Annotated in this window: 18 protein-coding genes; 9 read left to right on the forward strand and 9 right to left on the reverse strand. The window is 71.0% G+C overall.

Annotated elements, in window-relative coordinates:
• Positions 1 to 213 precede the first annotated feature (213 nt).
• Entirely contained in the window at positions 214 to 2247 is a 2034-nt protein-coding gene (locus KIP79_RS33750) for a prolyl oligopeptidase family serine peptidase (RefSeq protein ID WP_214109028.1), read from the forward strand.
• Here the strand turns inward: KIP79_RS33750 and KIP79_RS33755 are convergent.
• From KIP79_RS33755 to KIP79_RS33775, 5 genes are all read right to left on the reverse strand, one after another.
• Complete coding sequence (locus KIP79_RS33755) at positions 2233 to 3981, reverse strand: ABC transporter ATP-binding protein (protein WP_214109029.1); 1749 nt, start codon at positions 3979 to 3981, stop codon at positions 2233 to 2235. The genes KIP79_RS33750 and KIP79_RS33755 overlap by 15 nt on opposite strands.
• Entirely contained in the window at positions 3981 to 5660 is a 1680-nt protein-coding gene (locus tag KIP79_RS33760) for an ABC transporter ATP-binding protein (RefSeq protein ID WP_214109030.1), read from the reverse strand. Before KIP79_RS33760 ends, KIP79_RS33755 begins: the two co-directional genes overlap by 1 nt.
• A 75-nt stretch (positions 5661 to 5735) precedes the next feature.
• Entirely contained in the window at positions 5736 to 6473 is a 738-nt protein-coding gene (locus tag KIP79_RS33765) for a succinate dehydrogenase/fumarate reductase iron-sulfur subunit (RefSeq protein WP_214109031.1), read from the reverse strand.
• Positions 6470 to 8407, reverse strand: coding sequence for a fumarate reductase/succinate dehydrogenase flavoprotein subunit (locus KIP79_RS33770; protein ID WP_214109032.1), 1938 nt, complete (start codon positions 8405 to 8407; stop codon positions 6470 to 6472). Before KIP79_RS33770 ends, KIP79_RS33765 begins: the two co-directional genes overlap by 4 nt.
• Positions 8404 to 9129: a succinate dehydrogenase cytochrome b subunit gene (locus KIP79_RS33775; protein WP_214109033.1), complete on the reverse strand. Its 726-nt coding sequence runs from the start codon at positions 9127 to 9129 to the stop codon at positions 8404 to 8406. The genes KIP79_RS33770 and KIP79_RS33775 overlap by 4 nt, the downstream gene beginning before the upstream one ends.
• Before the next feature lie 156 nt (positions 9130 to 9285).
• On the opposite strand from KIP79_RS33775, the gene KIP79_RS33780 reads away from it, so the two are divergent.
• The 8 genes from KIP79_RS33780 (at position 9286) to KIP79_RS33815 (ending at position 17468) form a co-directional block, all read left to right on the forward strand.
• On the forward strand, positions 9286 to 10221 hold the full coding sequence (locus tag KIP79_RS33780) for a LysR family transcriptional regulator (protein WP_214109034.1): 936 nt from the start codon (positions 9286 to 9288) through the stop codon (positions 10219 to 10221).
• 46 nt (positions 10222 to 10267) lie between these two features.
• Complete coding sequence (locus KIP79_RS49770) at positions 10268 to 11422, forward strand: PP2C family protein-serine/threonine phosphatase (protein ID WP_214109035.1); 1155 nt, start codon at positions 10268 to 10270, stop codon at positions 11420 to 11422.
• A gap of 24 nt (positions 11423 to 11446) precedes the next feature.
• Positions 11447 to 13000 carry a sensor histidine kinase gene (locus tag KIP79_RS33790; RefSeq protein WP_214109036.1) on the forward strand — a complete coding sequence of 518 codons (1554 nt, stop codon included), beginning with the start codon at positions 11447 to 11449 and terminating at the stop codon, positions 12998 to 13000.
• Entirely contained in the window at positions 12993 to 13445 is a 453-nt protein-coding gene (locus KIP79_RS33795; RefSeq protein WP_214109037.1) for a response regulator, read from the forward strand. Before KIP79_RS33790 ends, KIP79_RS33795 begins: the two co-directional genes overlap by 8 nt.
• Before the next feature lie 108 nt (positions 13446 to 13553).
• Positions 13554 to 14339: a succinate dehydrogenase subunit SdhC gene (gene sdhC, locus KIP79_RS33800; RefSeq protein WP_214109038.1), complete on the forward strand. Its 786-nt coding sequence runs from the start codon at positions 13554 to 13556 to the stop codon at positions 14337 to 14339.
• An 11-nt stretch (positions 14340 to 14350) separates the two neighbouring features.
• A complete protein-coding gene (locus tag KIP79_RS33805) occupies positions 14351 to 16261 on the forward strand; it encodes a fumarate reductase/succinate dehydrogenase flavoprotein subunit (protein WP_443611869.1) in 1911 nt (636 codons plus the stop codon).
• A complete protein-coding gene (locus KIP79_RS33810) occupies positions 16261 to 17007 on the forward strand; it encodes a succinate dehydrogenase/fumarate reductase iron-sulfur subunit (RefSeq protein ID WP_214109039.1) in 747 nt (248 codons plus the stop codon). The genes KIP79_RS33805 and KIP79_RS33810 overlap by 1 nt, the downstream gene beginning before the upstream one ends.
• 89 nt (positions 17008 to 17096) lie before the next feature.
• On the forward strand, positions 17097 to 17468 hold the full coding sequence (locus tag KIP79_RS33815; protein WP_214109040.1) for an ArsR/SmtB family transcription factor: 372 nt from the start codon (positions 17097 to 17099) through the stop codon (positions 17466 to 17468).
• A 10-nt stretch (positions 17469 to 17478) separates the two neighbouring features.
• Here KIP79_RS33815 and KIP79_RS33820 read toward each other — a convergent pair whose 3' ends face one another.
• Genes KIP79_RS33820 through KIP79_RS33835 form a run of 4 tightly spaced genes read right to left on the reverse strand, consistent with a single transcriptional unit; the run spans position 17479 to position 21029 of the window.
• Complete coding sequence (locus tag KIP79_RS33820) at positions 17479 to 18342, reverse strand: ABC transporter permease (RefSeq protein ID WP_214109041.1); 864 nt, start codon at positions 18340 to 18342, stop codon at positions 17479 to 17481.
• On the reverse strand, positions 18339 to 19316 hold the full coding sequence (locus tag KIP79_RS33825; RefSeq protein WP_214109042.1) for an ABC transporter ATP-binding protein: 978 nt from the start codon (positions 19314 to 19316) through the stop codon (positions 18339 to 18341). The genes KIP79_RS33820 and KIP79_RS33825 overlap by 4 nt, the downstream gene beginning before the upstream one ends.
• The gene (locus KIP79_RS33830) at positions 19304 to 20470 is read right to left on the reverse strand and encodes a hypothetical protein (protein WP_214109043.1); all 1167 of its coding nucleotides are present in this window, start codon (positions 20468 to 20470) and stop codon (positions 19304 to 19306) included. Before KIP79_RS33830 ends, KIP79_RS33825 begins: the two co-directional genes overlap by 13 nt.
• A complete protein-coding gene (locus KIP79_RS33835) occupies positions 20454 to 21029 on the reverse strand; it encodes a sigma-70 family RNA polymerase sigma factor (protein ID WP_214109044.1) in 576 nt (191 codons plus the stop codon). Before KIP79_RS33835 ends, KIP79_RS33830 begins: the two co-directional genes overlap by 17 nt.
• Positions 21030 to 21084 lie beyond the last annotated feature (55 nt).

Here is a 21084-nt window from a genome sequence, read left to right on the forward strand (position 1 = left end):
CTCGCCTTACCCTCCACCAGGCCGAGGCCACCCCAACTGGCCTCGTCCACCCACCCCACCCTCCACCCCCTGCCCGACTTCGCCGTCCCCGTCCCCGTCCCACCCACCCTCCCGACCTCCGACCGGCAACCGCTTCGTCACTCGTCGCTGATCGTATTGACGGGCCGTCGCAAGTGACCGGATGGCGCTATGCGGCTGGCAGTATGTGGAGCTATGAGTGAGAGCTTCCCCAGACTGTATGCCCGGACCCGGCGGTTCACCTTGGGGGTGCCGCGTCAATTCACGATCGTGGGGGATCGTGTGCTGTTCCTGCGGAGCAGGTCGGGTACCGATGCGGTGACCTGCCTGTGGGAGTTGAGCGTGCCGGACGGGGTGGAGCGGCTGCTGGTCGATCCGGTGTCGGCGGGGGTGGCTGAGGAGGATCTGCCGGCGGAGGAGCGGGCGCGGCGGGAGCGGGCGCGGGAGGCGGCGGGGGGTGTGGTCGCGTATGCCGTGGATGATGAGGGGCGGCGGATCGTGTTCGCGCTTTCCGGGGGGCTGTATCTGTGGGAGGCGGACCAGGTCCGGCGACTGGAGACGCCGGGGGCGGTCATCGATCCGCGGCTGTCGCCGGACGGGGAGCGGGTGGCCTATGTGACCGGCGGGGTGCTCCGGGTGCAGGAGGTCGGCTCGGGGGCGGACATCGCGGTCGCGGCCGAGGAAGGGGTGACCTTCGGGCTGGCCGAGTTCGCGGCGGCCGAGGAGCTGTCCCGGATGCGGGGGTACTGGTGGTCGCCGGACGGCCAGGCGCTGCTGGTGGCCCGGGTGGACGAGGCACCGGTGGAGCGGTGGCACATCGCCGATCCGGCCAACCCCGACCGGGAGCCCGCGACGGTGGCCTATCCGGCGGCGGGGACCGCCAACGCGGACGTCCAGCTGTTCGTGTACCGGCTGGACGGGACCAGGGTCCCGGTGCCGTACGAGGCGGAGTACCTGGTCACGACGGTCTGGGATGGGCACGGCCTGGCGCTGGTGACGCTGGACCGGGCGCAGCGCACGATGCGACTGCTGAGCGTCGACCCGGAGAACGGCGCGACGACCGTGGTCCGGGAGGACGTCGATCCGGCGTGGCTGGACGTCGTGCCGGGCATACCGGGCCGTCTGGGTGACGGCACCCTGGTGTGGGTCGCGGACGAGGACGGCGGGCGCCGGCTGGTGGTCGGGGACCGCGCGGTCACCCCGCCGTCGTTGCAGGTCAGGGCGGTCCTGGACGTGGACGGGGACACGGTGCTCTTCCAGGCCTCCGGGGACCCCACCGAGATCATGCTCTGGACCTACCGGGACGGCACACTCAGCCCGGTCACCACCGAGGCAGGCGTCTACACCGGCCGTAGGAAGGGCGGGGTCACCGTGGTGGCCGCGCAGACGCTGGACACCGAGGGCACTGCGGTCCGGGTGATCCGCCCGGACGGGTCGACCGTCGCGATCGCCGGTGTGGCCGAACGGCCCACGCTCGACCTGCGGGTCTCGCTGGTGCGAGCGGGGGACCGGCAGTTGTCGACCGCGGTGCTCCTGCCGTCCTGGCATGTCGAGGGCGCAGGGAAGCTCCCGGTCCTGATGGACCCGTACGGCGGACCGCACGCGCAGCGGGTGATCGCCGCCAGCCGGAGCTTCCTGGAACCCCAATGGTGGGCCGAGCAGGGCTTCGCGGTGATCGTCACCGACGGCCGAGGAACGCCAGGGCGGGGGCCGGCCTTCGAGCGGGAGATCCGACACGACTTCACCGTCACCCTCGACGACCAGGTGGACGCGCTGCTCTCGCTCCCCCACCCCGACCTGGACCTGACCCGGGTGGCCATCAGGGGCTGGTCGTTCGGCGGCTACCTGGCCGCGCTGGCCGTGCTCCGCCGCCCCGACGTGTTCCACGCGGCGGTGGCGGGCGCTCCGGTCACCGACTGGCGGCTTTATGACACCTGCTACACCGAGCGGTATCTCGGCCACCCGGACGAGGGCCACTACGAGCGCTCCTCGCTGCTCGCCGACGCCGAGAAGCTGGAACGCCCGCTAATGATCATCCACGGTCTGGCGGACGACAACGTGGTGGCGGCGCACACCCTGCGGCTCTCCTCGGCGCTGCTGGCCGCCGGACGCCCGCACACCGTGCTGCCGCTGTCGGGGGTGACCCACATGACGCCGCAGGAGGTGGTGGCGGAGAACCTGCTCCTGCTGCAGCTGGAGTTCCTGAAGAAGGCGCTAGGCGGTCTGTGACTTCCCGTGCCAGCTGTCCCAGAGCGCGGCGTAGGCTCCCCCGGCGGCGACCAGTTCGTCGTGGGAGCCCAGCTCGCTGATCACCCCGTCCTCGACCACGGCCACCCGGTCGGCGTCGTGCGCGGTGTAGAGCCGGTGCGCGATGGCGATGACGGTCCGCCCGTCCAGCACGGCGGCCAGTGAGCGTTCCAGGTGGCGGGCGGCCCGGGGGTCGATGAGCGAGGTGGCCTCGTCCAGTACCAGTGTGTGCGGGTCGGCCAGCACCAGCCGGGCCAGCGCGAGCTGCTGGGCGTGGGCCGGGGAGATCGCCTCGCCGCCCGAGCCCACCTCGGTGTCCAGGCCCATGGCCGACACCCACTCCCAGGCGTCCACCGCCTCGAGGGCACGGCGGACCTCGGCGTCGGTGGCGTCGGGGCGGGCGATCAGCACGTTGTCCCTGAGGGTGCCACGGAAGACGTGGTGCTCCTGGGTGACCAGGGCGACGTGCCCACGCAGCTCGTCCAGCGGCAGCTCGACCAGCGGGGTGCCGCCGACGGTCACCGCGCCGGTGCGGGGGCCGTGGATGCCCGCCAGCAACCGGCCCAGCGTGGACTTGCCGGCCCCGGACGGGCCGACCATGGCCAGCCGTTCGCCGGGCCGGACCGCCAGGTCGATGCCGTGCAGCACGTCGTGGCCGTCCCGGTAGGCGTACCGGACGCCGGTGGCGGTGAGCTCCGCGCCGGACGGGCGCGCGCCGGTGGGGTCGCGGTCGTCGGGGACGTTGGCCACGCCGAGCAGGCGGGCCATCGAGGCGCCGCCCACCTGGAGTTCGTCCACCCAGGAGAGCAGCCGGTCCAGCGGGTCGATGAGCTGCTGCACGTAGAGGGTGGCGGCGGTGACCTGGAGCAGCGTCACCCAGCCCTGGATGTACATCAGGCCGCCGACGAGCACGGTGGCGACCACCGGGATGGCGTAGCCCATCTCCACCGAGGGGAACCAGACCATGCGCAGGCCGAGGGTGTACCGCTCGGCGGCGTAGGAGCGGGCGATGTCGGTGTCGGTGCGGGCCCGGCGGCGCTCCGGCAGGCCGAGCGCCTCCACCGTCCTGGCCCCCTCGACGGTCTCGGCCAGGCCTTCGGTCATGTCCGCGTACGCGGCGTTCTCCCGGAGGTAGCCGTCCCTGGCGCGTTTCAGGTACCAGCGGGTGGAGATCCACAGCAGCGGCACCGCGATCAGCGAGGGCACCGCCGTCACCGGGCCCACCAGCAGCAGCGCGCCCACCCCGAAGAACCCGGCGACCAGGGCGATCAGGGTTTCCGGCACGGCGTGCCGCACGGTGCGGGAGAGGGAGTCGACGTCCCGGGAGGTCCTGGTGATCAGGTCGCCGGAGCCCGCGCGCTCCACGGTGGACAGCGGCAGCGCGAGCACCCGGTCCACGAACTCCTCCCGGAGCTCGGCCAGCACACGCTCGCCGAGCCGGGCGGAGGCGTACACCGCGAATCTGGTCAGTACGGCCTGAGCCGCCACGAACCCCGCGATGGCCAGCGCCATCACGTCCACGTTCACGTTCCCGGTGCCGTGGACCACGTCCTCCACCAGGCGGCCCAGCAGCAGCGGGCTCGCCAGTCCGGTGACGGCGGCCAGCGCGTGCAGGCCCAGCGCGGCGGCCAGCTGCCGGGGGTACTTCAGGGTGAGCCGCCGGGCGTACGCGCGGACCTGGGCCTGGTCGGCGACGGGCAGGATCTGGCGGGCCATCAGTCCTCCCGGATGACGATCGAGCGGTAGCGGGCGCAGGAGGCGAGCAACTCGCGGTGGGCGCCCTCGGCCTGGACCTTGCCGTGCTCCACGTAGAGCACCAGGTCGGCGCGGTCCAGCACGAGCGGGCTGGTGGTGCAGACCAGCGTGCTCCGCCCGGCCCTGGCCTTGCCGAGTCGTTCGGCGATGCGGGCCTCGGTGTGCGCGTCCACCGCGCTGGTGGGCTCCACCAGGATGAGGATCTCGGGGTCGGCGGTGAGCGCGCGGGCCAGCCGGAGCCGCTGCTGCTGGCCGCCGGAGAACTCCCGCCCGGCCTCGGCCACCCTGGTCTCCAGGCCCTCCGGCAGGGCCTCGACGATGTCCTCGGCGCAGGCCGCGTGCAGGGCGCGGGTCAGCCCGGCCGGCTCGCCGCGCACGTCCAGTTCCTCGCGGAGGGTTCCGGAGAAGAGCTTGGCGGCGTTGTCGGCGACCAGTACCTGCTCCCGGAACTCGGTCAGGTCCAGCTGGGCGACCGGGACCCCGTCCAGGGTGACCGCGCCCGGGGCATAGTGGCCGAGGCGGTCGGCGATGGCGATGGCCTCGTCGGGGTCGGCGGCGGCCAGGCCGATCAGCAGGCCCGGCCGGACCAGGACGCCCGACTCGGCGTCCAGCAGCGGGCCGCCGGGCACGGCCTGCGTGCCGCCGATGATCTCCGGCTCAAGTTCGAGGATGCGGCAGACCCGGCGGGCGGCCACGTGGCCCTTGGTCAGCTTGTCGGCGGCCTCGGTGAGTGTGCGGAGCGGGGCGATCAGGAAGAACGCGTACCCGTAGAAGGCCACCAGTTGGCCCGCGCTGATCCGCCCGTCCAGCGCGAAGTGCGCGCCCTGCCAGGTGACCAGGGCGATGAGTAGTCCTGGCAGCAGGATCTGGGCGCCCTCCAGCAGCGACTCCACCGAGGCGACCCGCACGCCTGCCCTCCTGGTGCGCTGGGACTCCTCCCCGTAGCGTGCGGCGAAGACCTGCTCGCCGCCGATGCCGCGCAGCACCCGGAGGCCGGCCACGATGTCTCCGGCTCGCGTGGCCAGGTCGCCCTGGAGGTCCCGCTGGGCGTGCTGGCGGCGGTGCAGCGGCTTGAGCAGGGGACCGACGGCGATCGCCATGACCGGTACCCCGATCAGCACCATCAGGCCGAGGGGGAGTGAGGTGGCGAGCAGGATCACGGTCACCGCGCCGATGGCCAGCACCGCGCCCACCCCGCGCAGCAGGATGTCCATCGAGTTGCCGATGTGCGCGATGTCGGAGTTGCCGACGCTGACCACCTCGCCGGTGGAGAGGCGTTTGGGCAGCGTGGCGCCGAGTCGGGTGGCCTGACGACTGGTGAGCTGGACCGTCCGGTAGGCGGCCGACAGCCAGTTGAACACCGCGTACCGGTGGCGGAGGGTGCCGCAGACGGCGGTCAGCCCGCCGAGTCCGAGCAGCGCTGCCGACCAGGCGATCAGCTCGCCGGAGCGTCTGGCGGTGAGGGCGTCGATGGCCGCGCCGAGGGCGGCGGGAACCAGTGCCTGCGCCAGCCACCAGGCCGTGGCGAAGCCGATGCCGATGGCCAGGGGCGCCGCTTGGGCACGCGCCAGCCACCACAGGAACCGGAGTGGGCTGCGATGGTCAGGTATGCCGGGATCGGCCACAGGTAACGCGCGCATAGCCTTTCCAGACTCGCAAATGCCCAGGTCAACCGGCAAATGGTTTTCTGGTGGCTCAGCCCCGGTTCCGGCCGCTCAGCCGCGACGGCCCAGGAAGTCGGCGTTCATGCGGGCGATGGTGTCCAGCGGGATGCCCTTGGGGCAGACCGCTGTGCACTCGCCGGTGTTGGTGCAGCCGCCGAAGCCCTCCAGGTCCATCTGCTCCACCATGGCCTTGGCCCGGACGGCCCGCTCCGGCTGTCCCTGCGGCAGCAGGCCCAGGTGGGTGATCTTGGCGGCGGTGAAGAGCGAGGCCGACCCGTTCGGGCAGGCCGCCACGCAGGCCCCGCACCCGATGCAGGTCGCCGCGTCGAACGCGGCGTCCGCGTCCTCCTTCTTCACCGGTACGGCATGCGCGTCCGGCGCCGACCCGGCCGGCACCGAGATGAACCCCCCGGCCTGGATGATGCGGTCGAACGCCGACCGGTCCACCACCAGATCCTTGATCACCGGGAACGGCGCCGCCCGCCAGGGCTCGACGGTGATCACATCGCCGTCGCTGAACTGCCGCATGTGCAGCTGGCAGGTGGTGGTCGCGCGGCTCTCCCCGTGCGCCACCCCGTTGATGACCAGCCCGCACATGCCGCAGATGCCTTCACGGCAGTCGTGGTCGAAGGCCACCGGGTCGTCCCCGTCCAGGATCAGCCGCTCGTTCAGCACGTCCAGCATCTCCAGGAACGACATATCCGGCGAAACCTCTTCGACGTGATAAGTCACCATTTGGCCTGACTTGGCCGCGTCGTGCTGCCGCCAGATCTTGAGGGTGAGGTTCACTTGTAGCTCCGCTGGGTCATCGTCACGTACGCGTACTCCAAGTGCTCCCGGTGCAGGACCGGCCCGTCGGGCGTGTGCTCCCAGGCGGCGACATAGGCGAATTTCTCGTCATCCCGTACGGCCTCGCCGTCGGCGTCCTGGGACTCGGCCCGGAAGTGGCCGCCGCAGGACTCGGTCCGGTTCAGGGCGTCCAGGCACATCAGCTCGGCCAGGTCGAAGAAGTCGGCGACCCGCCCGGCCCGTTCCAGGGCCTGGTTGAGCTCCTCGGCCGTGCCGGAGACCTTGACGTTCCGCCAGAACTCCGCGCGCAGCTCCGGGATGCGCTCCAACGCTTTGCGCAGCGACTCCTCGGTGCGCTCCATGCCGCAGTAGTCCCACATGAGCTTGCCCAGCTCCCGGTGGTAGGAGTCGGCGGTGCGGGTGCCGTCCACCGCGAGCAGCCGCGCGATCCGGTCCCGTACCGCGATCTCGGCCTCGGCCACCGCCACGTCGTCCACCGGCCCGAAGTCGCGGGCGTCGGCCAGGTAGTCGCCGATCGTGGTCGGCAGCACGAAGTACCCGTCGGCCAGGCCCTGCATCAGCGCCGAGGCGCCCAGCCGGTTGGCGCCGTGGTCGGAGAAGTTGGCCTCCCCGATCACGAACAGCCCCGGGATCGTGGACTGCAGGTCGTAGTCCACCCAGAGGCCGCCCATCGTGTAGTGCACGGCCGGGTAGATGCGCATCGGCCTGCGGTACGGATCCTCCCCGGTGATCTGGGCGTACATGTCGAAGAGGTTGCCGTACTTGGCCTCGATGGCCGGGCGGCCGAGGCGGGCGATGGCGTCGGCGAAGTCGAGGTAGACCCCGAGACCGCCGGGGCCGACCCCGCGCCCCTCGTCGCAGACGTTCTTGGCGGCCCGGGAGGCGATGTCCCGGGGCACCAGGTTCCCGAAAGCCGGATAAATCCGTTCAAGGTAGTAGTCGCGTTCGGCTTCCGGGATGTCGCCCGGTGCCCGGGTGTCTCCGGCCTGGACCGGCACCCAGACCCGGCCGTCGTTGCGCAGCGACTCCGACATCAGGGTGAGCTTGGACTGGTGATCACCGGAGACCGGGATGCAGGTCGGGTGGATCTGGGTGAAGCAGGGGTTGGCGAACATCGCGCCCTTGCGGTGCGCCCGCCAGATCGCCGTGGTGTTGCAGCCCTTGGCGTTGGTGGACAGGAAGAACACGTTGCCGTACCCGCCGGTGGCCAGCACCACCGCGTCGGCCAGGTGGCTCTCGATCTCCCCGGTCACCAGGTCCCTGACCACCACGCCCCGGGCCCGCCCGTCGCTGATGATCAGCTCCAGCATCTCGTGCCGGGCGTTCATGGTGACCGTCCCGGCCGCGATCTGCCGCTCCAGCGCCTGGTAGGCCCCCAGCAGCAGCTGCTGCCCGGTCTGCCCCCGGGCGTAGAAGGTGCGGGAGACCTGGGCGCCCCCGAATGACCGGGTGTCCAGCAGCCCGCCGTACTCGCGGGCGAACGGCACCCCCTGGGCCACCGCCTGGTCGATGATGTTCACGCTGACCTGGGCCAGCCGGTACACGTTGGACTCCCGGGACCGGAAGTCGCCGCCCTTCACGGTGTCGTAGAAGAGCCGGTGGATGGAGTCCCCGTCGCCCCGGTAGTTCTTGGCCGCGTTGATCCCGCCCTGGGCGGCGATGGAGTGCGCCCGCCGGGGCGAGTCCTGGTAGCAGAACGAGGTGACCTGATACCCCAGCTCACCGAGGGTGGCCGCCGCCGAACCCCCGGCCAGCCCGGTGCCGACCACGATCACGTGAAGCTTGCGCTTGTTGGCCGGGTTGACCAGGCGCGCCTGGAACTTCCGCCGCTCCCAGCGCTCCTCGATCGGACCGTCCGGGGCCTTGGTGTCCCGGATGTCCTCGCCCACCTGAAAGCTCATCCGGTCGGTCATCGAACCACTCCGATCAGCACGGCGTACGGGACGGACAGGAAGCCGGCCACCAGCCCGGCCGAGACCAGCACGGCCCCCGCCTGGAGCGCCTTGCGGTGGCGGCCCAGGCCGAGCGTCTGGAAGGCGCTCCACAGGCCGTGGCGCAGGTGCAGGCCGACCATGACCACGGCCAACGTGTAGACGAGGGTCACGTACCAGTGCTGGAAGCCGGCCACCACCCGCGCGTACGGCGTGGCGGCGGGCCCCGCCGGGTTGGCCACGCCGAACGTGAGGTCCAGAAGGTGATAAATCACGAAAAGGGCGATGGTGAGGCCGCCCCAGCGCATGATGTGCACCACGTACCCGCCGGCCTGGGACCTGCGGCGCCGGGCGTAGCGGACCGGCCGGGCCCGGGCGGCGCGGCGGGCCAGCGCGACCGCCGACCACAGGTGCAGCCCCACCGCGGCCACCAGCACGACCTCCACCAGCGTGAGCACGGCCCGCTTCGGCAACGCCGGGTAGCCGACCTCACGCAGCCAGGCCGCGTACTCGTTGAAGGCCGTCGCGCCCGCGAAGGTCTTGAGGTTCCCGGCCATGTGACCGGCCAGGAAGAGCACCAGCACCGCGCCGGTCACCGCCATCACGGCCTTCTGGCCGGTGGAGGAGCCGAAGAACCCCGGCTTGCGCGCAGGCGGCGGGACGATCGGCCGGGTGGCCGCCCCCCGTTCGATGATGGAGGTCACGCCTTTGACGGTAAGAAGCCGCCGCGAATGCCGTCCAAGTCATCGGGGATCTGGTTTCCATAGCCGTCGGCTATGAGATCAGGCTCCGGCGGTCTTGCCGCATCCCCGCCACCCGGCCTGATGCGAGCAATATCACACCACGTACGCTGGGGAATCGTGCAGTTACAGCAGCTCGCGTACTTCGTGGCGGTGGCCGAGACCCGGCACTTCACGCAGGCCGCCGAGCGCGTGCGGGTGGCCCAGCCCTCGCTGAGCAAGCAGATCAAGGCCCTGGAGACCGAGCTCGGCGCCCCGCTGTTCAGCCGGGCCAGGGGCAACGTGACCCTGACCCCGGAAGGGGAGGCGCTGCTGCCGCTGGCGCGGCGCATGCTGACCGACGCCGAGACCGCCAGGCGGGAGATCGCCGAGCTGGCCGGGCTCCGCCGGGGCCGGGTCCGGCTGGGCGCCACGCCCTCGCTCTGCGCCGGGTTGCTGGCCGACGCGCTGGCCCGGTTCCACCTGGACTACCCCGGGGTGGAGCTGGAGGTCGAGGAGGGCGGCTCCCGTGACCTGGTCCGGGCGCTGGCCCGGGGGCAGCTGGACCTGGCGTTGATCATCCTTCCGTTGCAGGGGGACGATCCGGCGCTGGTGACCGAGGAGATCCTGCGGGAGAGCCTGGTGGTGGCGGCGCCCGCGCATCTGGCGGGGCCGGTGCGCAGGCCGTACCTGCGGATGGCGGAGTTGCGGCGGCGGCCGCTGGTGATGTTCCGGCGCGGCTACGACCTTCGCGAGGCGACCCTGAACGCCTGCCGCGTGGCCGGCTTCGAGCCGCGGTTCGCGGTCGAGGGCGGCGAGATGGACGCGGTGCTCCGGTTCGTGGAGGCCGGTCTCGGGGTGGCGGTGGTGCCGTCCATGGTGCTGGACGGGCGGCCCGGCCTGATCGGCACGCCCCTGCTGCCGGGGCTCCAGCGCACGGTGGCGCTGGCCCACCGCAAGGACGTGCGGCCGACCCGGGCGGCGGAGGCGTTCCGGGCCACCCTGCTGGCCTTCCTGGCCGAAGCCACGCAGGAGGGAACGCTCCCCGACGGGGTCGAAGCGCTCCCACAGGTGTGACCCGATCTCGCTATATTTGTGAGGCCCTCCCCCGAAAGAGGCGTGCGTGCCGACTCTCTCCTACGGTCTCCATGACCTCCTCACCCTCCTCCTCATCGAGGACGACCCAGAGGACAAGTTCCTGGTGGAAGAGGCGCTCGCGGGCGCGCAGAAACCACCGAAGATCATCTGGGCGCGGAGTCTGGCCGAGGGCAGGGAGCGGCTGACCAGCGAGGTCAAGTGCGTGCTTGTGGACCTCTCGCTGCCGGACGCCAGCGGCCTGGAGGCGCTGGAACACGTGCTCCAGATGGCCCCCGACACGGCGGTGCTGGTGCTGACCGGCCTGGACGACGTGCAGATGGGCGTGGACGCGGTGGCCGCCGGGGCCCAGGACTACCTGCTCAAGCAGGACGTGGACGGCCCGCTGCTGGCCCGCGCCATCCGGTACGCCATCGAGCGCAAGCGCGGCGACCTGGCCCAGCGGGAGCTGGTGGCGCAACGGCTGCTCAGCGCCGAGGCGGCCCGGCTTGAGCACGGCCTGCTGCCGGTGCCGATGCTGGGCGGCGACGCGCTGCACCACGACAGCACCTACCTGCCAGGCCGGGAGGCGGGCCTGCTGGCCGGGGACTTCTGGGACACCGTGCAGACCCCGGACGGCGCGGTGCACGTGGTGGTCGGCGACGTCTGCGGGCACGGCCCCGACGAGGCCGCGCTCGGCGCCGCGCTGCGCATCGCCTGGCGCACGCTGACCATCGCCGGCCTGGACGGCAACCCGATGCTGGCCACCATGGACACCGTGCTCCGGCACGAGCGCAACTCCCCGGAGATCTTCACCACGCTCTGCACCGCCACCATCGCGCCCGACCTGGGCTCCGCCCGGCTCTACGTGGTCGGCCACCCGCCGCCGGTGGCGATCAGGGGCGAGGACGTGAACGTGGTCACCGAGATCCCGTCCGGGCCGCCGCTGGGCATCTTCAAGGACATGACCTGGAACCCGGTGGACGTCGCGCTGGGCGAGGTATGGTCGCTGCTGCTCTACACCGACGGGCTGATCGAGGCGACCGTCGGCGGCGGGCGCGACCTGCTGGGCACCGAAGGACTGATCGGCCTCATCCGCGAACAGGGCGGCATCGACCTGCGCCGCCTGATCGCCCGGGTGCAGGAGATGCACAAGACCGCATTGACCGACGACCTGGCTGCGGTGGTCCTATCCCGGAGGTGAACGAGAAGAGGTGAACGAGAAGAGGTGACGGTGAAGCTGGATCCGCTTCCCCCGCCGAAGCCCGCGCGCGGTTTCGGGCGGCTGCCGGTGGGGCGGTGGTTCCTGCTCGTCGGCGCCGCCCTGGTGCTGGCCTTCACGGCGGCCATCGCGGTCACCCTCACCACGCTGAACGAGACCCGCGAGGCCCGCGAGTACATCATCGAGGTGATCGACCCGATGGTGCTCCACACGCTGGAGATGTCCACCGCGATGACCACCGAGGAGAGCTCCATCCGCGGCTACGGCCGGACCAACGAGCCCTCCTACCTGGCCGAGTACAACCAGGCCAGGGTCGCCGAGACGGCCGCGGGGAACGCGCTCCAGGCGTTCATCCCGCGCGTGCCAGAGGTGGCCGCCGACCTGGCGCATCTGCGGTCGGCCATCGACGACTGGCGGCTCGCCTACGCCGACGCCATCGTCCGCGACGTGCCGAGCAAGGGCCGGGAGACCGCCTCCGGATATGCCGACGTCAACAACATCAGGTTCGGCGCGGTCCGCAGCGCCTTCGCCACCCAGCAGCAGCACCTGGAGGCCCTGCACCGGACCGGCAGCGAGCGGCTGGAGAAGGGCTGGAACACCTTCTACCGGGCGCTGATCGTGCTGGTCGCGCTGCTGGTGCTGGCCGCCGTGCTGTTCACCCTGCTGGTCCGGCTGGTCGTGATCCGCCCGGTGAACCGGCTGGCCGCCCAGGTCCGCGCGGTGGCCCAGGGCGAGTTCGACCGGTCGCTGACCGTCCACCACCCCGCCGAGATGGCCGAGCTCTCCGGCCACGTGGACGCCATGCGCCGCCGCATCGTCCGGGAGTGGCGCACCGCCACCCAGGCCAAGCGGGCGCTGGAGGACCAGGCCGTGGAACTGCGCCGCTCCAACGGCGAGCTCGAGCAGTTCGCCTACGTGGCCAGCCACGACCTGCAGGAGCCGCTGCGCAAGGTGGCCAGCTTCACCCAGATGCTGGAGCAGCGGTACGGCGACCAGCTGGACGATCGGGCCAAGCAGTACATCAAGTTCGCGGTGGACGGCGCCAAGCGCATGCAGCTGCTCATCAACGACCTGCTGGACTTCTCCCGGGTGGGCCGGGTGAGCACCGAACGCGAGCCGATCGCGGTCTCGGAGGTGTACGAGGCGGCCGTCGGCAACCTGGCCGCCCGCATCGAGGACAGCGGGGCCGTGATCACCCACGACGAGCTCCCGACGGTGAACGGCAACCGGCTGCTGCTCACCCAGCTGTTCCAGAACCTGATCGGCAACGCCATCAAGTTCCGCTCCGAGGAACCGCCGGTGATCCATATCGGGGTGCGCAGGGACGGCTCCGTGTGGGAGTTCTCCTGCTCCGACAACGGCATCGGTATCGACACCAAGTACGCCGACCGGATCTTCCTGATCTTCCAGCGGCTGCACCCGCGCGACGTCTACCCCGGCACCGGCATCGGCCTGGCGCTCTGCCGGAAAATCGTCGAGTACCACGGCGGCCGCATCTGGCTGGAGGACCGCAAGCCCGGCACCACGTTCCGCTGGACCCTGGAGGCACCAAGTGAATGACCTGCGCTGGATCGACGTGCTGCTGGTCGAGGACGACCCGGGCGACGTGCTGCTCACCCAGGAGGCGTTCGAGCACAACAAGGTCCGCAACAAGCTGCACGTGGTCAACGACGGCGAGCAGGCGCTGGAGTTCCTGCGGCGGGAGGGCGACTACGCGGGCGTGCCCCGGCCCGACCTGATCCTGCTCGACCTCAATCTGCCCCGCAAGGACGGCAGGGAGGTGCTCGAGGAGATCAAGGACGATCCCGAGCTGCGCGCCATCCCCGTGGTGGTGCTCACCACCTCCGAGGCCGAGGAGGACATCCTGCGCAGCTACCGGCTGCACGCCAACGCCTACGTGTCCAAGCCCGTGGACTTCGACCAGTTCATCCGGGTGGTAAGGCAGATTGATGACTTCTTTGTGACAGTGGTTAAGCTGCCTGGGAACACCTATCGGGGCACGTGACAGGAATCACAAAGCCAAAGTGAGTGACCCGCTTCACACATGCTGTTTGCGTGGTCGTAACGTAGCCCCCACCAATACGGCGTCCGTACGCGGTGGAGAGGTCCCCGGATGACCCAGACAACGGCCGAGAGCCCGGCCAGGAAACAACGCGCTCAGCTCAAGGTGCGCACGCTGCGCACCGACCGATGGTGGCTTGCCCCGGCACTGACGTTCGCAGGCCTGTCGGCATTTCTCATCTACGGTTTCTGGGCGATTTTCGATGGAAGCTACTTCGTCGATCCCTATATCGCACCATTCTCCTCGCCCTGCCTGGCGACCTCCTGTCCGGAGGGCGCCCGGTTCCTGGGCTTCGCCCCGTTCGGCGACTGGTACGGCCTGCCGCCCGGCCTGCTGATCCTCGGCCTGCCTGCCGGGTTCCGGCTGACGTGCTACTACTATCGGAAGTCGTACTACCGGTCGTTCTGGTTGTCACCCCCCGCTTGCGCCGTCGCCGAGCCGCACAAGAAGTACACCGGGGAGACCCGGCTGCCGCTGATCATCCAGAACGTCCACCGCTACTTCTTCTACGGGGCGATCGTGATCGGCGCCGTCCTGACCTACGACGCGATCCTCGCCCTCATCCACAAACCAGCCGGGCTCGGAACGTGGATCCTGCTGGTCAACGCGGTGCTGATCGTCGCGTACACGGTGTCGTGCCACTCCTGCCGGCACATCACCGCCGGACGGCTCAACCACTTCTCCAAGCACCCGCTGCGCTACCGGGCCTGGACGTTCGTCTCGAAGCTCAACGCCAAGCACCAGCCACTCGCCTGGGCCTCGATGTTCTCGGTCATGATCGCCGACCTGTACGTGCGACTGGTCGCCAAGGGCGTCATCAACTTCCCGTTCGCGTAAGGATTGTCATCGTGGAGCGTCACGAATACGACGTCGTCGTCATCGGAGCCGGCGGTGCCGGACTGCGGGCGGCGATCGAGGCACGGCAGCAGGGCAAGCGGACGGCGATCGTCTGCAAGTCCCTGTTCGGCAAGGCCCACACGGTCATGGCCGAGGGCGGCGCCGCCGCCGCCATGGGGAACGTCAACTCCGACGACAACTGGATGGTGCACTTCCGTGACACCATGCGGGGCGGCAAGTTCCTCAACAACTGGCGGATGGCCGAACTGCACGCCAAGGAGGCTCCGGACCGGGTCTGGGAGCTGGAGGCCTGGGGCGCGCTGTTCGACCGCACCAAGGACGGCAAGATCAGCCAGCGGAACTTCGGTGGGCACGAGTATCCCCGTCTCGCGCACGTCGGCGACCGCACCGGCCTGGAGATGATCCGCACGCTGCAGCAGCGGGTGGTCGCCCTCCAGCAGGAGGACTACCAGGTACACGGCGACTACGAGGCCTACATCAAGGTCTTCGCCGAGTGCACGGTCACCCGGCTGCTCAAGGACGGCGACGCCATCTCCGGCGCGTTCGGCTACTGGCGGGAGACCGGCAAGTTCATCGTCTTCGACGCCCCCGCCGTGGTGCTGGCCACCGGCGGCATCGGCAAGTCGTACGTGGTGACCTCCAACTCCTGGGAGTACACCGGCGACGGGCACGCGCTGGCCCTGCTGGCGGGCGCGAAGCTGATCAACATGGAGTTCATCCAGTTCCACCCGACCGGCATGGTCTGGCCGCCCTCGGTGCGCGGCATCCTGGTCACCGAGTCGGTCCGCGGCGACGGCGGCGTGCTCCGCAACGCGCAGGGCGAGCGGTTCATGTTCAACTACATCCCTGACGTGTTCAAGGACAAGTACGCCACCAGCGAGGAGGAAGCCGACCGCTGGTACACCGACCAGGCCGGCAACCGGCGTCCGCCGGAGCTGCTGCCCCGGGACGAGGTGGCCCGGGCGATCAACTCCGAGGTGAAGGCCGGGCGGGGATCCCCGCAGGGCGGGGTGTTCCTGGACGTGTCCACCCGGCTTCCGGCCGCCGAGATCGTCAAGCGGCTGCCCTCGATGCACCACCAGTTCAAGGAACTGGCCGACGTCGACATCACCAAGGAGCCCATGCAGGTCGGCCCGACCTGTCACTACATCATGGGCGGGGTGGAGGTGGACGCCGACACCGCGGCCGCCTCGGTGCCCGGACTGTTCGCGGCCGGTGAGGTTTCCGGCGGCATGCACGGCTCCAACCGCCTGGGCGGCAACTCCCTGTCCGACCTGCTGGTCTTCGGCCGCCGCGCCGGGGCGGGCGCCGCCGAGTACATCGACGGTCTGGCCAAGCGCCCGGTGGTGACCGGGGTCGAGGAGGCCATGGCCGAGGCGCTGGCTCCGCTGGAGCGCGCCGGCGGGGAGAACCCGTACGAGGTCCACCACGAGCTGCAGCGCACCATGAACGAGCTGGCCGGCATCATCCGCAGGGCGGGCGAGCTGAGCGAGGCGCTGGAAGTGGTGGAGAAGCTGAAGTCGCGGGCCAAGAACACGGCCGCGGCCGGTGGCAAGATCTACAACCCCGGCTGGCACCTGGCCATCGACCTGCGGAACATGCTGCTGGTCAGCGAGTGCGTGGCCAAGGCGGCGCTGCTCCGCGAGGAGAGCCGGGGCGGGCACACCCGGGACGACTACCCGATCATGTCGCCGGATTGGCGGCGCAAACTCCTGGTCTGCTCGGCGGCGCCGGACGGGTCGGAGGTCTCCGTGGTGGAGAAGGTCCAGCAGTCCATGCGGGACGACCTGATCACCCTGTTCGACCGGGGCGAGCTGTCCAAGTACCTCACCGAGGACGAAATGGCGGAGTTCGACGCCGCGCTCGCGGGGCCGCTGGTAGCACAGAAGAGAGAGTCGTGATGGGGTACAAGGCGAAGTTCCGGGTCTGGCGCGGCGAAGGCGGCGAGGGCAAGCTGGAGGACTTCACCGTCGAGGTGAACGAGGGCGAGGTCGTCCTCGATGTCATCCACCGGCTCCAGGCGACCCAGGTGCCGGACCTGGCGGTGCGGTGGAACTGTAAGGCCGGCAAGTGCGGTTCCTGTTCGATGGAGATCAACGGGAAGCCGCGCCTGGGGTGTATGACGCGGATGTCCACCTTCTCGGAGGACGAGACGATCACCGTCACGCCGATGCGGACGTTCCCGGTGATCAAGGACCTGGTCACCGACGTGTCGTACAACTACCAGAAGGCTCGGGAGATCCCGTCCTTCACGCCGCCCGCCGACGTGCGGCCCGGCGAGTACCGCATGCAGCAGATCGACGTGGAGCGCTCGCAGGAGTTCCGCAAGTGCATCGAGTGCTTCATGTGCAACAACGTCTGCCACGTGATCCGGGACCATGAAGAGAACAAGGTCAACTTCGCGGGTCCGCGGTTCCTGATGCGCATCGCCGAGCTGGACATGCACCCGTACGACGTGGCGGACCGGAAGGACCTGGCCCAGGAGGAGCACGGCCTCGGCTACTGCAACATCACCAAGTGCTGCACCGAGGTCTGCCCAGAACACATCAAGATCACCGACAACGCCCTCATCCCGATGAAGGAACGCGTCGTCGACCGGAAGTACGACCCGCTGGTCTGGCTGGGTAACAAGATCTTCCGCCGATAACGGATCTTCCGCTGGTACGGGTGACCCGATGAACCACGGGTGAACGCCGGTCGGGGCTTTCCGACCGGCGTAACCGTTATTGTCGTCATATGAAACAGGCTTCAGATGTGGACGCGTGCGAGGCCCGGATCGTCGACGCCGAGCGGGTCGCGGCGGTGCGGGTCCGGATGCCCGGCGACAGCGACCTGAAGGACACCGCCGAGGTGTTCGGGCTGCTGTCCGACCCGGGACGGCTCCGGTTGCTGCTCGCCCTGGTCGAGGGCGAGCTCTGCGTCTGCGACCTGGCCGTGGTCAGCGGCCTCAGCGAATCCGCCACCTCGCACGCGCTCCGCCTGCTCCGCGCGCACCGGGTGGTCTCGGTCCGCCGGGCCGGCCGCATGGCGTACTACAGCCTCGACGACGCCCACGTCCGCATGCTCCTCGACCTCGCGGTCGCCCACACCGAACACGTCCGCGACTAGCCTGAACGGCTCACAGATCGCGACGCCGGAAGGACGCCATCGCGAGCCCGAGCACCAGGACGACCCAGAGGCCGGTCCAGGCCAGGTAAGCGGTGGTGAGCGAGGCACTGCTCAGGAACGGGAAGCCGCCCCGGAGCGCGGGGCCGTCGAACCGCGCCAGCGTGATCGGGTCCTGGAACGCGTGCATGGCCCCGCGCCACAGGCCGTCCGTCGGGAGCAGCATCCGGGAGACGGTGCCGACCTGGGCCACACCCTCGTTGCCGAGGGCCTGGCCGACCCCGCCGACCACGCCCGCGATCCAGGTGGCGCCGAAGAGGCCGACCGCCACGATGCCGGAGGCCATCGGCGAGATGGCGGTGGACAGCAGCAGGCCCAGGGTGAGCAGCACCGCCGTCTGCGCCGCGAGCAGCGCCAGCCCGGTCACCGGCTGCGGCGGCCAGTAGTCCGTGGTGGCCCAGACGATGAGGAACTGGGCGAGTCCGGCCATGGCCACGAAACCACTGCCGAAGGCCACCAGCCCCAGCCATTTGCCCAGCAGCACCGCCTGGCGCCGGATCGGCCGCGCCAGGATCGCCAGCGCCGTCCCCGACTCGATCTCGCCGGCCAGGGTGGGACCGGCGAGGAACGCCGTGCCGAGGGCGGCGATCAGGCTCAGGCCGAACATCACCAGGTTGAGCAGCTGGGAGGCCACCAGCCGGGCCTCGCCGCTGGTGAGCGCGCTGCCGTCGAACTCGACCTCGACCAGCCGGGAGAACCCCCAGGCGCTGAGCGTCAGCAGCGCGACCGTCAGCACGGCGAGCGCGCGCAGCACCCGTCGGCGTGCGGCCTCCTGGAGGGTGAGGGCGGCGATGGTGAACACGATCCGGGCGGTCATGAGCGGTCACCGCCGTCGTCGGCGCGGAGGATGTCGAGCAGCCGGTCCTCCAGGCTGATCCGTGCGGGTTCGACCGCGTGCACGCGCACCCCGAGGCCGACCAGGTCGGCCACCAGGTCCGGCACCGAGGCGCTGTCCTCGGCGGCGGGCAGCGCGACGGTGAAGGAGTCTCCGCTGCGGGTGAACCGGCCGACGGCGGCCAGCCGCGCCTCCGCCTCGGCGCTCACCTCGCCGAGCCGCAGTCGCAGTTCGCGCTTGCCGAGCAGTTCCGCCAGGGTGCCGGAGGCGGCGACCTGGCCCCGGTCCAGGATGACGACCCGGTCGCAGACCCGCTCGACCTCGCCGATGAGGTGCGAGTTGAGCAGGACGGCGACCTTGCGGGCCTTGAGGGACAGCAGCAGGTCCCGGACGTCGGCCCGGCCGATGGGGTCCAGGGCGCTGGTCGGCTCGTCGAGGACGACGAGTTCCGGGCGGGCCACCAGCGCGACGGCCAGTCCGAGGCGCTGCTGCATCCCCTTGGAGAAGCCGCCCACCCGGTCCCGGGCGCGGTCGGCCAGGCCGACGGCGGCCAGGCACTCGCGCCGCTCCTGGGCGGGCACCGCGACGCCCGCGAGCCGGACGTGCAGGGCCAGCACCTCGCTCGCGGTGAGCCATGGCTGGTAGCGGAAGAGCTCCGGCAGGTATCCGACGCGGGCCCGGGCACGTGGGTCCCGGGCCGGGTGCCCGAGTACCAGCGCCTCCCCGGCGTCGGGCCGGACCAGACCGAGAAGGATCTTGATGACGGTGGTCTTGCCGGCTCCGTTCGGTCCGAGCAGGCCCACCACTTCGCCGCGGCCGACGGTGAGGGACACGTCGTCGACCGCCGTCCGCCGCCGGTACCGCTTGCGCAGGCCCGAGCACCACACCGCCGCCGCGGGGGGCAGTTCCGCGAGCAGCCGCTCCGCGGCGGCGGTGTCGCTGATCATCGGTTCCATCGCAACCCCCTGGCCACCGACAGCGCCTCGTCGGCGCTCAGCGAACCGGCCACCGCGGTGACCACACCGTCGCTCACCCAGACCACGGCAGCCATCGTGCCGTCGCGCGGGGTGAGCACCGTGGCCGGCACCCCGCCGACGTCGGCGGTGGTGCTCGTGGACTGTTCGGTCGCCGTGAACAGGGGTAGCGTCATCGCCTCGCCGGAGAAGCCGCGCAGCTGCGAGGCGACGTCCTCGGGCAGCACGCGCAGGGACAGCAGGTAGTCGCGAGCCGTGTCGAACGGGACGCCCGAGGAGTACGCGGTGGGTGCGATAGCGCGCGCCACGATCAGGGCGGGGAAGGGGCGGTTCGCCGACCAGACCGCGGCGAGCCCCGGACCCGCGACCAGCTGGAACTGGCTGCCGTCCAGGCCCGGGGGTGGTGGTGGCGCCGTCTGGCCGGCCGCCGCGGCGGTCCGCGCCGCCTTCTCGGCCGAGAAGGTGAACACCGCGCTCGCCCGGGCGCCGACGTGGTAGGTGGGTTCTCCCGTCACGCCGCGGGGCAGCTCGGCCACCCGCGGGACGGAGAGACCGCTGGCCTTCTCCGCGGCGGCGGCGTCGGCGACCTGGCGCACGTCGACCTGTCCGGTGACCTCCAGTTTCCCGAAGGCGGACAGGTCGGGCAGTTTGACCAGGTCGGCCCGGGGGGCGGTGACCGGTGCGATCTGCTCGGTCCGGAAGATCTGCAGCCAGTCCACGGCGGCCGCGGCACCGGCCCCGGCCAGCAGGACGACGACGCCGACCACGGCGACCACCGGGCTGCGCAGCACCGCACGCCAACGGCGGGCGGGGGAGGCAGAGGAGCCAGGGGCCGCCCGCCCTTCCTCGGCGAGCGCGCGCGACAGGCGGCGCCACCCCGCGTCCACGTCCACGTCGGACTCGACGCTCAGGGACTCGACGCTCACGGACTGGACGCTGACGGACTCGACTTTCGCGGACTGGACGCTCGCGGACTGGACGCTCAGGGCCGCGCTGGCGACCGCCGCGTCCTCCTGGGCGGCCGCCAGTCCGGACAGGCACGCCGGGCAGCCGGCGACGTGCTCGCGATCGGCCTCGGCGACGCCGGCCGGCTCGTCCAGGAGCCGGCGCAGCGTGCCGTCAGTCGGATGACGCATGACGGTTCAACTCCTCGCGCAGAGCGGACTCGGCGCGTCGCACGGTGGTGCCCACGCTGCCGGGGGAAAGATCGAGAGCGGCGGCGACCTCGGCGTAGCTGAGGCCGCTGTGCCGCAGGACGAGGGCGACGGCCTGTCTGCGGGGCAGCCGCGCCAGTGCCGCCCGCACCCGGCGGCGCTCGTCGCGGGTCACGACCGCGTCGGCGACATCCGGGCTGACGCCATCGCCACCGTCGGCGGCCTCTTCACGCCAGGCCCGACGACGGCCGGAGCGGAGGTGGTTCAGCGCGGTGTGCGCCGCGGCGACGGACAACCAGCCCACCGCCTCCCCGGCCGGTATCGAGGAGCGCCCGAAGGTCAGGAACACCTCCTGCGCCACGTCCTCGGCCTCGTCTCGGGAACCGAGCACCCGGGCGGCGACCGCGACGACTCGCGGATAGGCCGACCGGAAGACCTGTTCGAGGTCGGCTCTGACAGTCACCTGTCCCGGAGGACCCGACACCACCACGCCGTCCCTCCGCTCGGCCCGCCTGGCCGCCGCGCCGTGGCCGCCACTCAACAGGACAGCCGGGGCGCTCCCACCATGCCCTACAACATCCACATTCGTAGAGCAC

Source organism: Acrocarpospora catenulata (assembly GCF_018476525.1).
GTDB lineage: Bacteria > Actinomycetota > Actinomycetes > Streptosporangiales > Streptosporangiaceae > Acrocarpospora > Acrocarpospora catenulata.

What these genes read in the sequence shown, in the direction of transcription:
- KIP79_RS33750 (WP_214109028.1), top strand. Translation starts at nt 214, where the DNA reads ATGAGTGAGAGCTTCCCCAGACTGTATGCCCGGACCCGGCGGTTCACC.
- KIP79_RS33755 (WP_214109029.1), bottom strand. Translation starts at nt 3,981, where the DNA reads ATGGCCCGCCAGATCCTGCCCGTCGCCGACCAGGCCCAGGTCCGCGCG.
- KIP79_RS33760 (WP_214109030.1), bottom strand. Translation starts at nt 5,660, where the DNA reads ATGCGCGCGTTACCTGTGGCCGATCCCGGCATACCTGACCATCGCAGC.
- KIP79_RS33770 (WP_214109032.1), bottom strand. Translation starts at nt 8,407, where the DNA reads ATGACCGACCGGATGAGCTTTCAGGTGGGCGAGGACATCCGGGACACC.
- sdhC (WP_214109038.1), top strand. Translation starts at nt 13,554, where the DNA reads ATGACCCAGACAACGGCCGAGAGCCCGGCCAGGAAACAACGCGCTCAG.
- KIP79_RS33810 (WP_214109039.1), top strand. Translation starts at nt 16,261, where the DNA reads ATGGGGTACAAGGCGAAGTTCCGGGTCTGGCGCGGCGAAGGCGGCGAG.
- KIP79_RS33815 (WP_214109040.1), top strand. Translation starts at nt 17,097, where the DNA reads ATGAAACAGGCTTCAGATGTGGACGCGTGCGAGGCCCGGATCGTCGAC.
- KIP79_RS33820 (WP_214109041.1), bottom strand. Translation starts at nt 18,342, where the DNA reads ATGACCGCCCGGATCGTGTTCACCATCGCCGCCCTCACCCTCCAGGAG.
- KIP79_RS33825 (WP_214109042.1), bottom strand. Translation starts at nt 19,316, where the DNA reads ATGGAACCGATGATCAGCGACACCGCCGCCGCGGAGCGGCTGCTCGCG.
- KIP79_RS33830 (WP_214109043.1), bottom strand. Translation starts at nt 20,470, where the DNA reads ATGCGTCATCCGACTGACGGCACGCTGCGCCGGCTCCTGGACGAGCCG.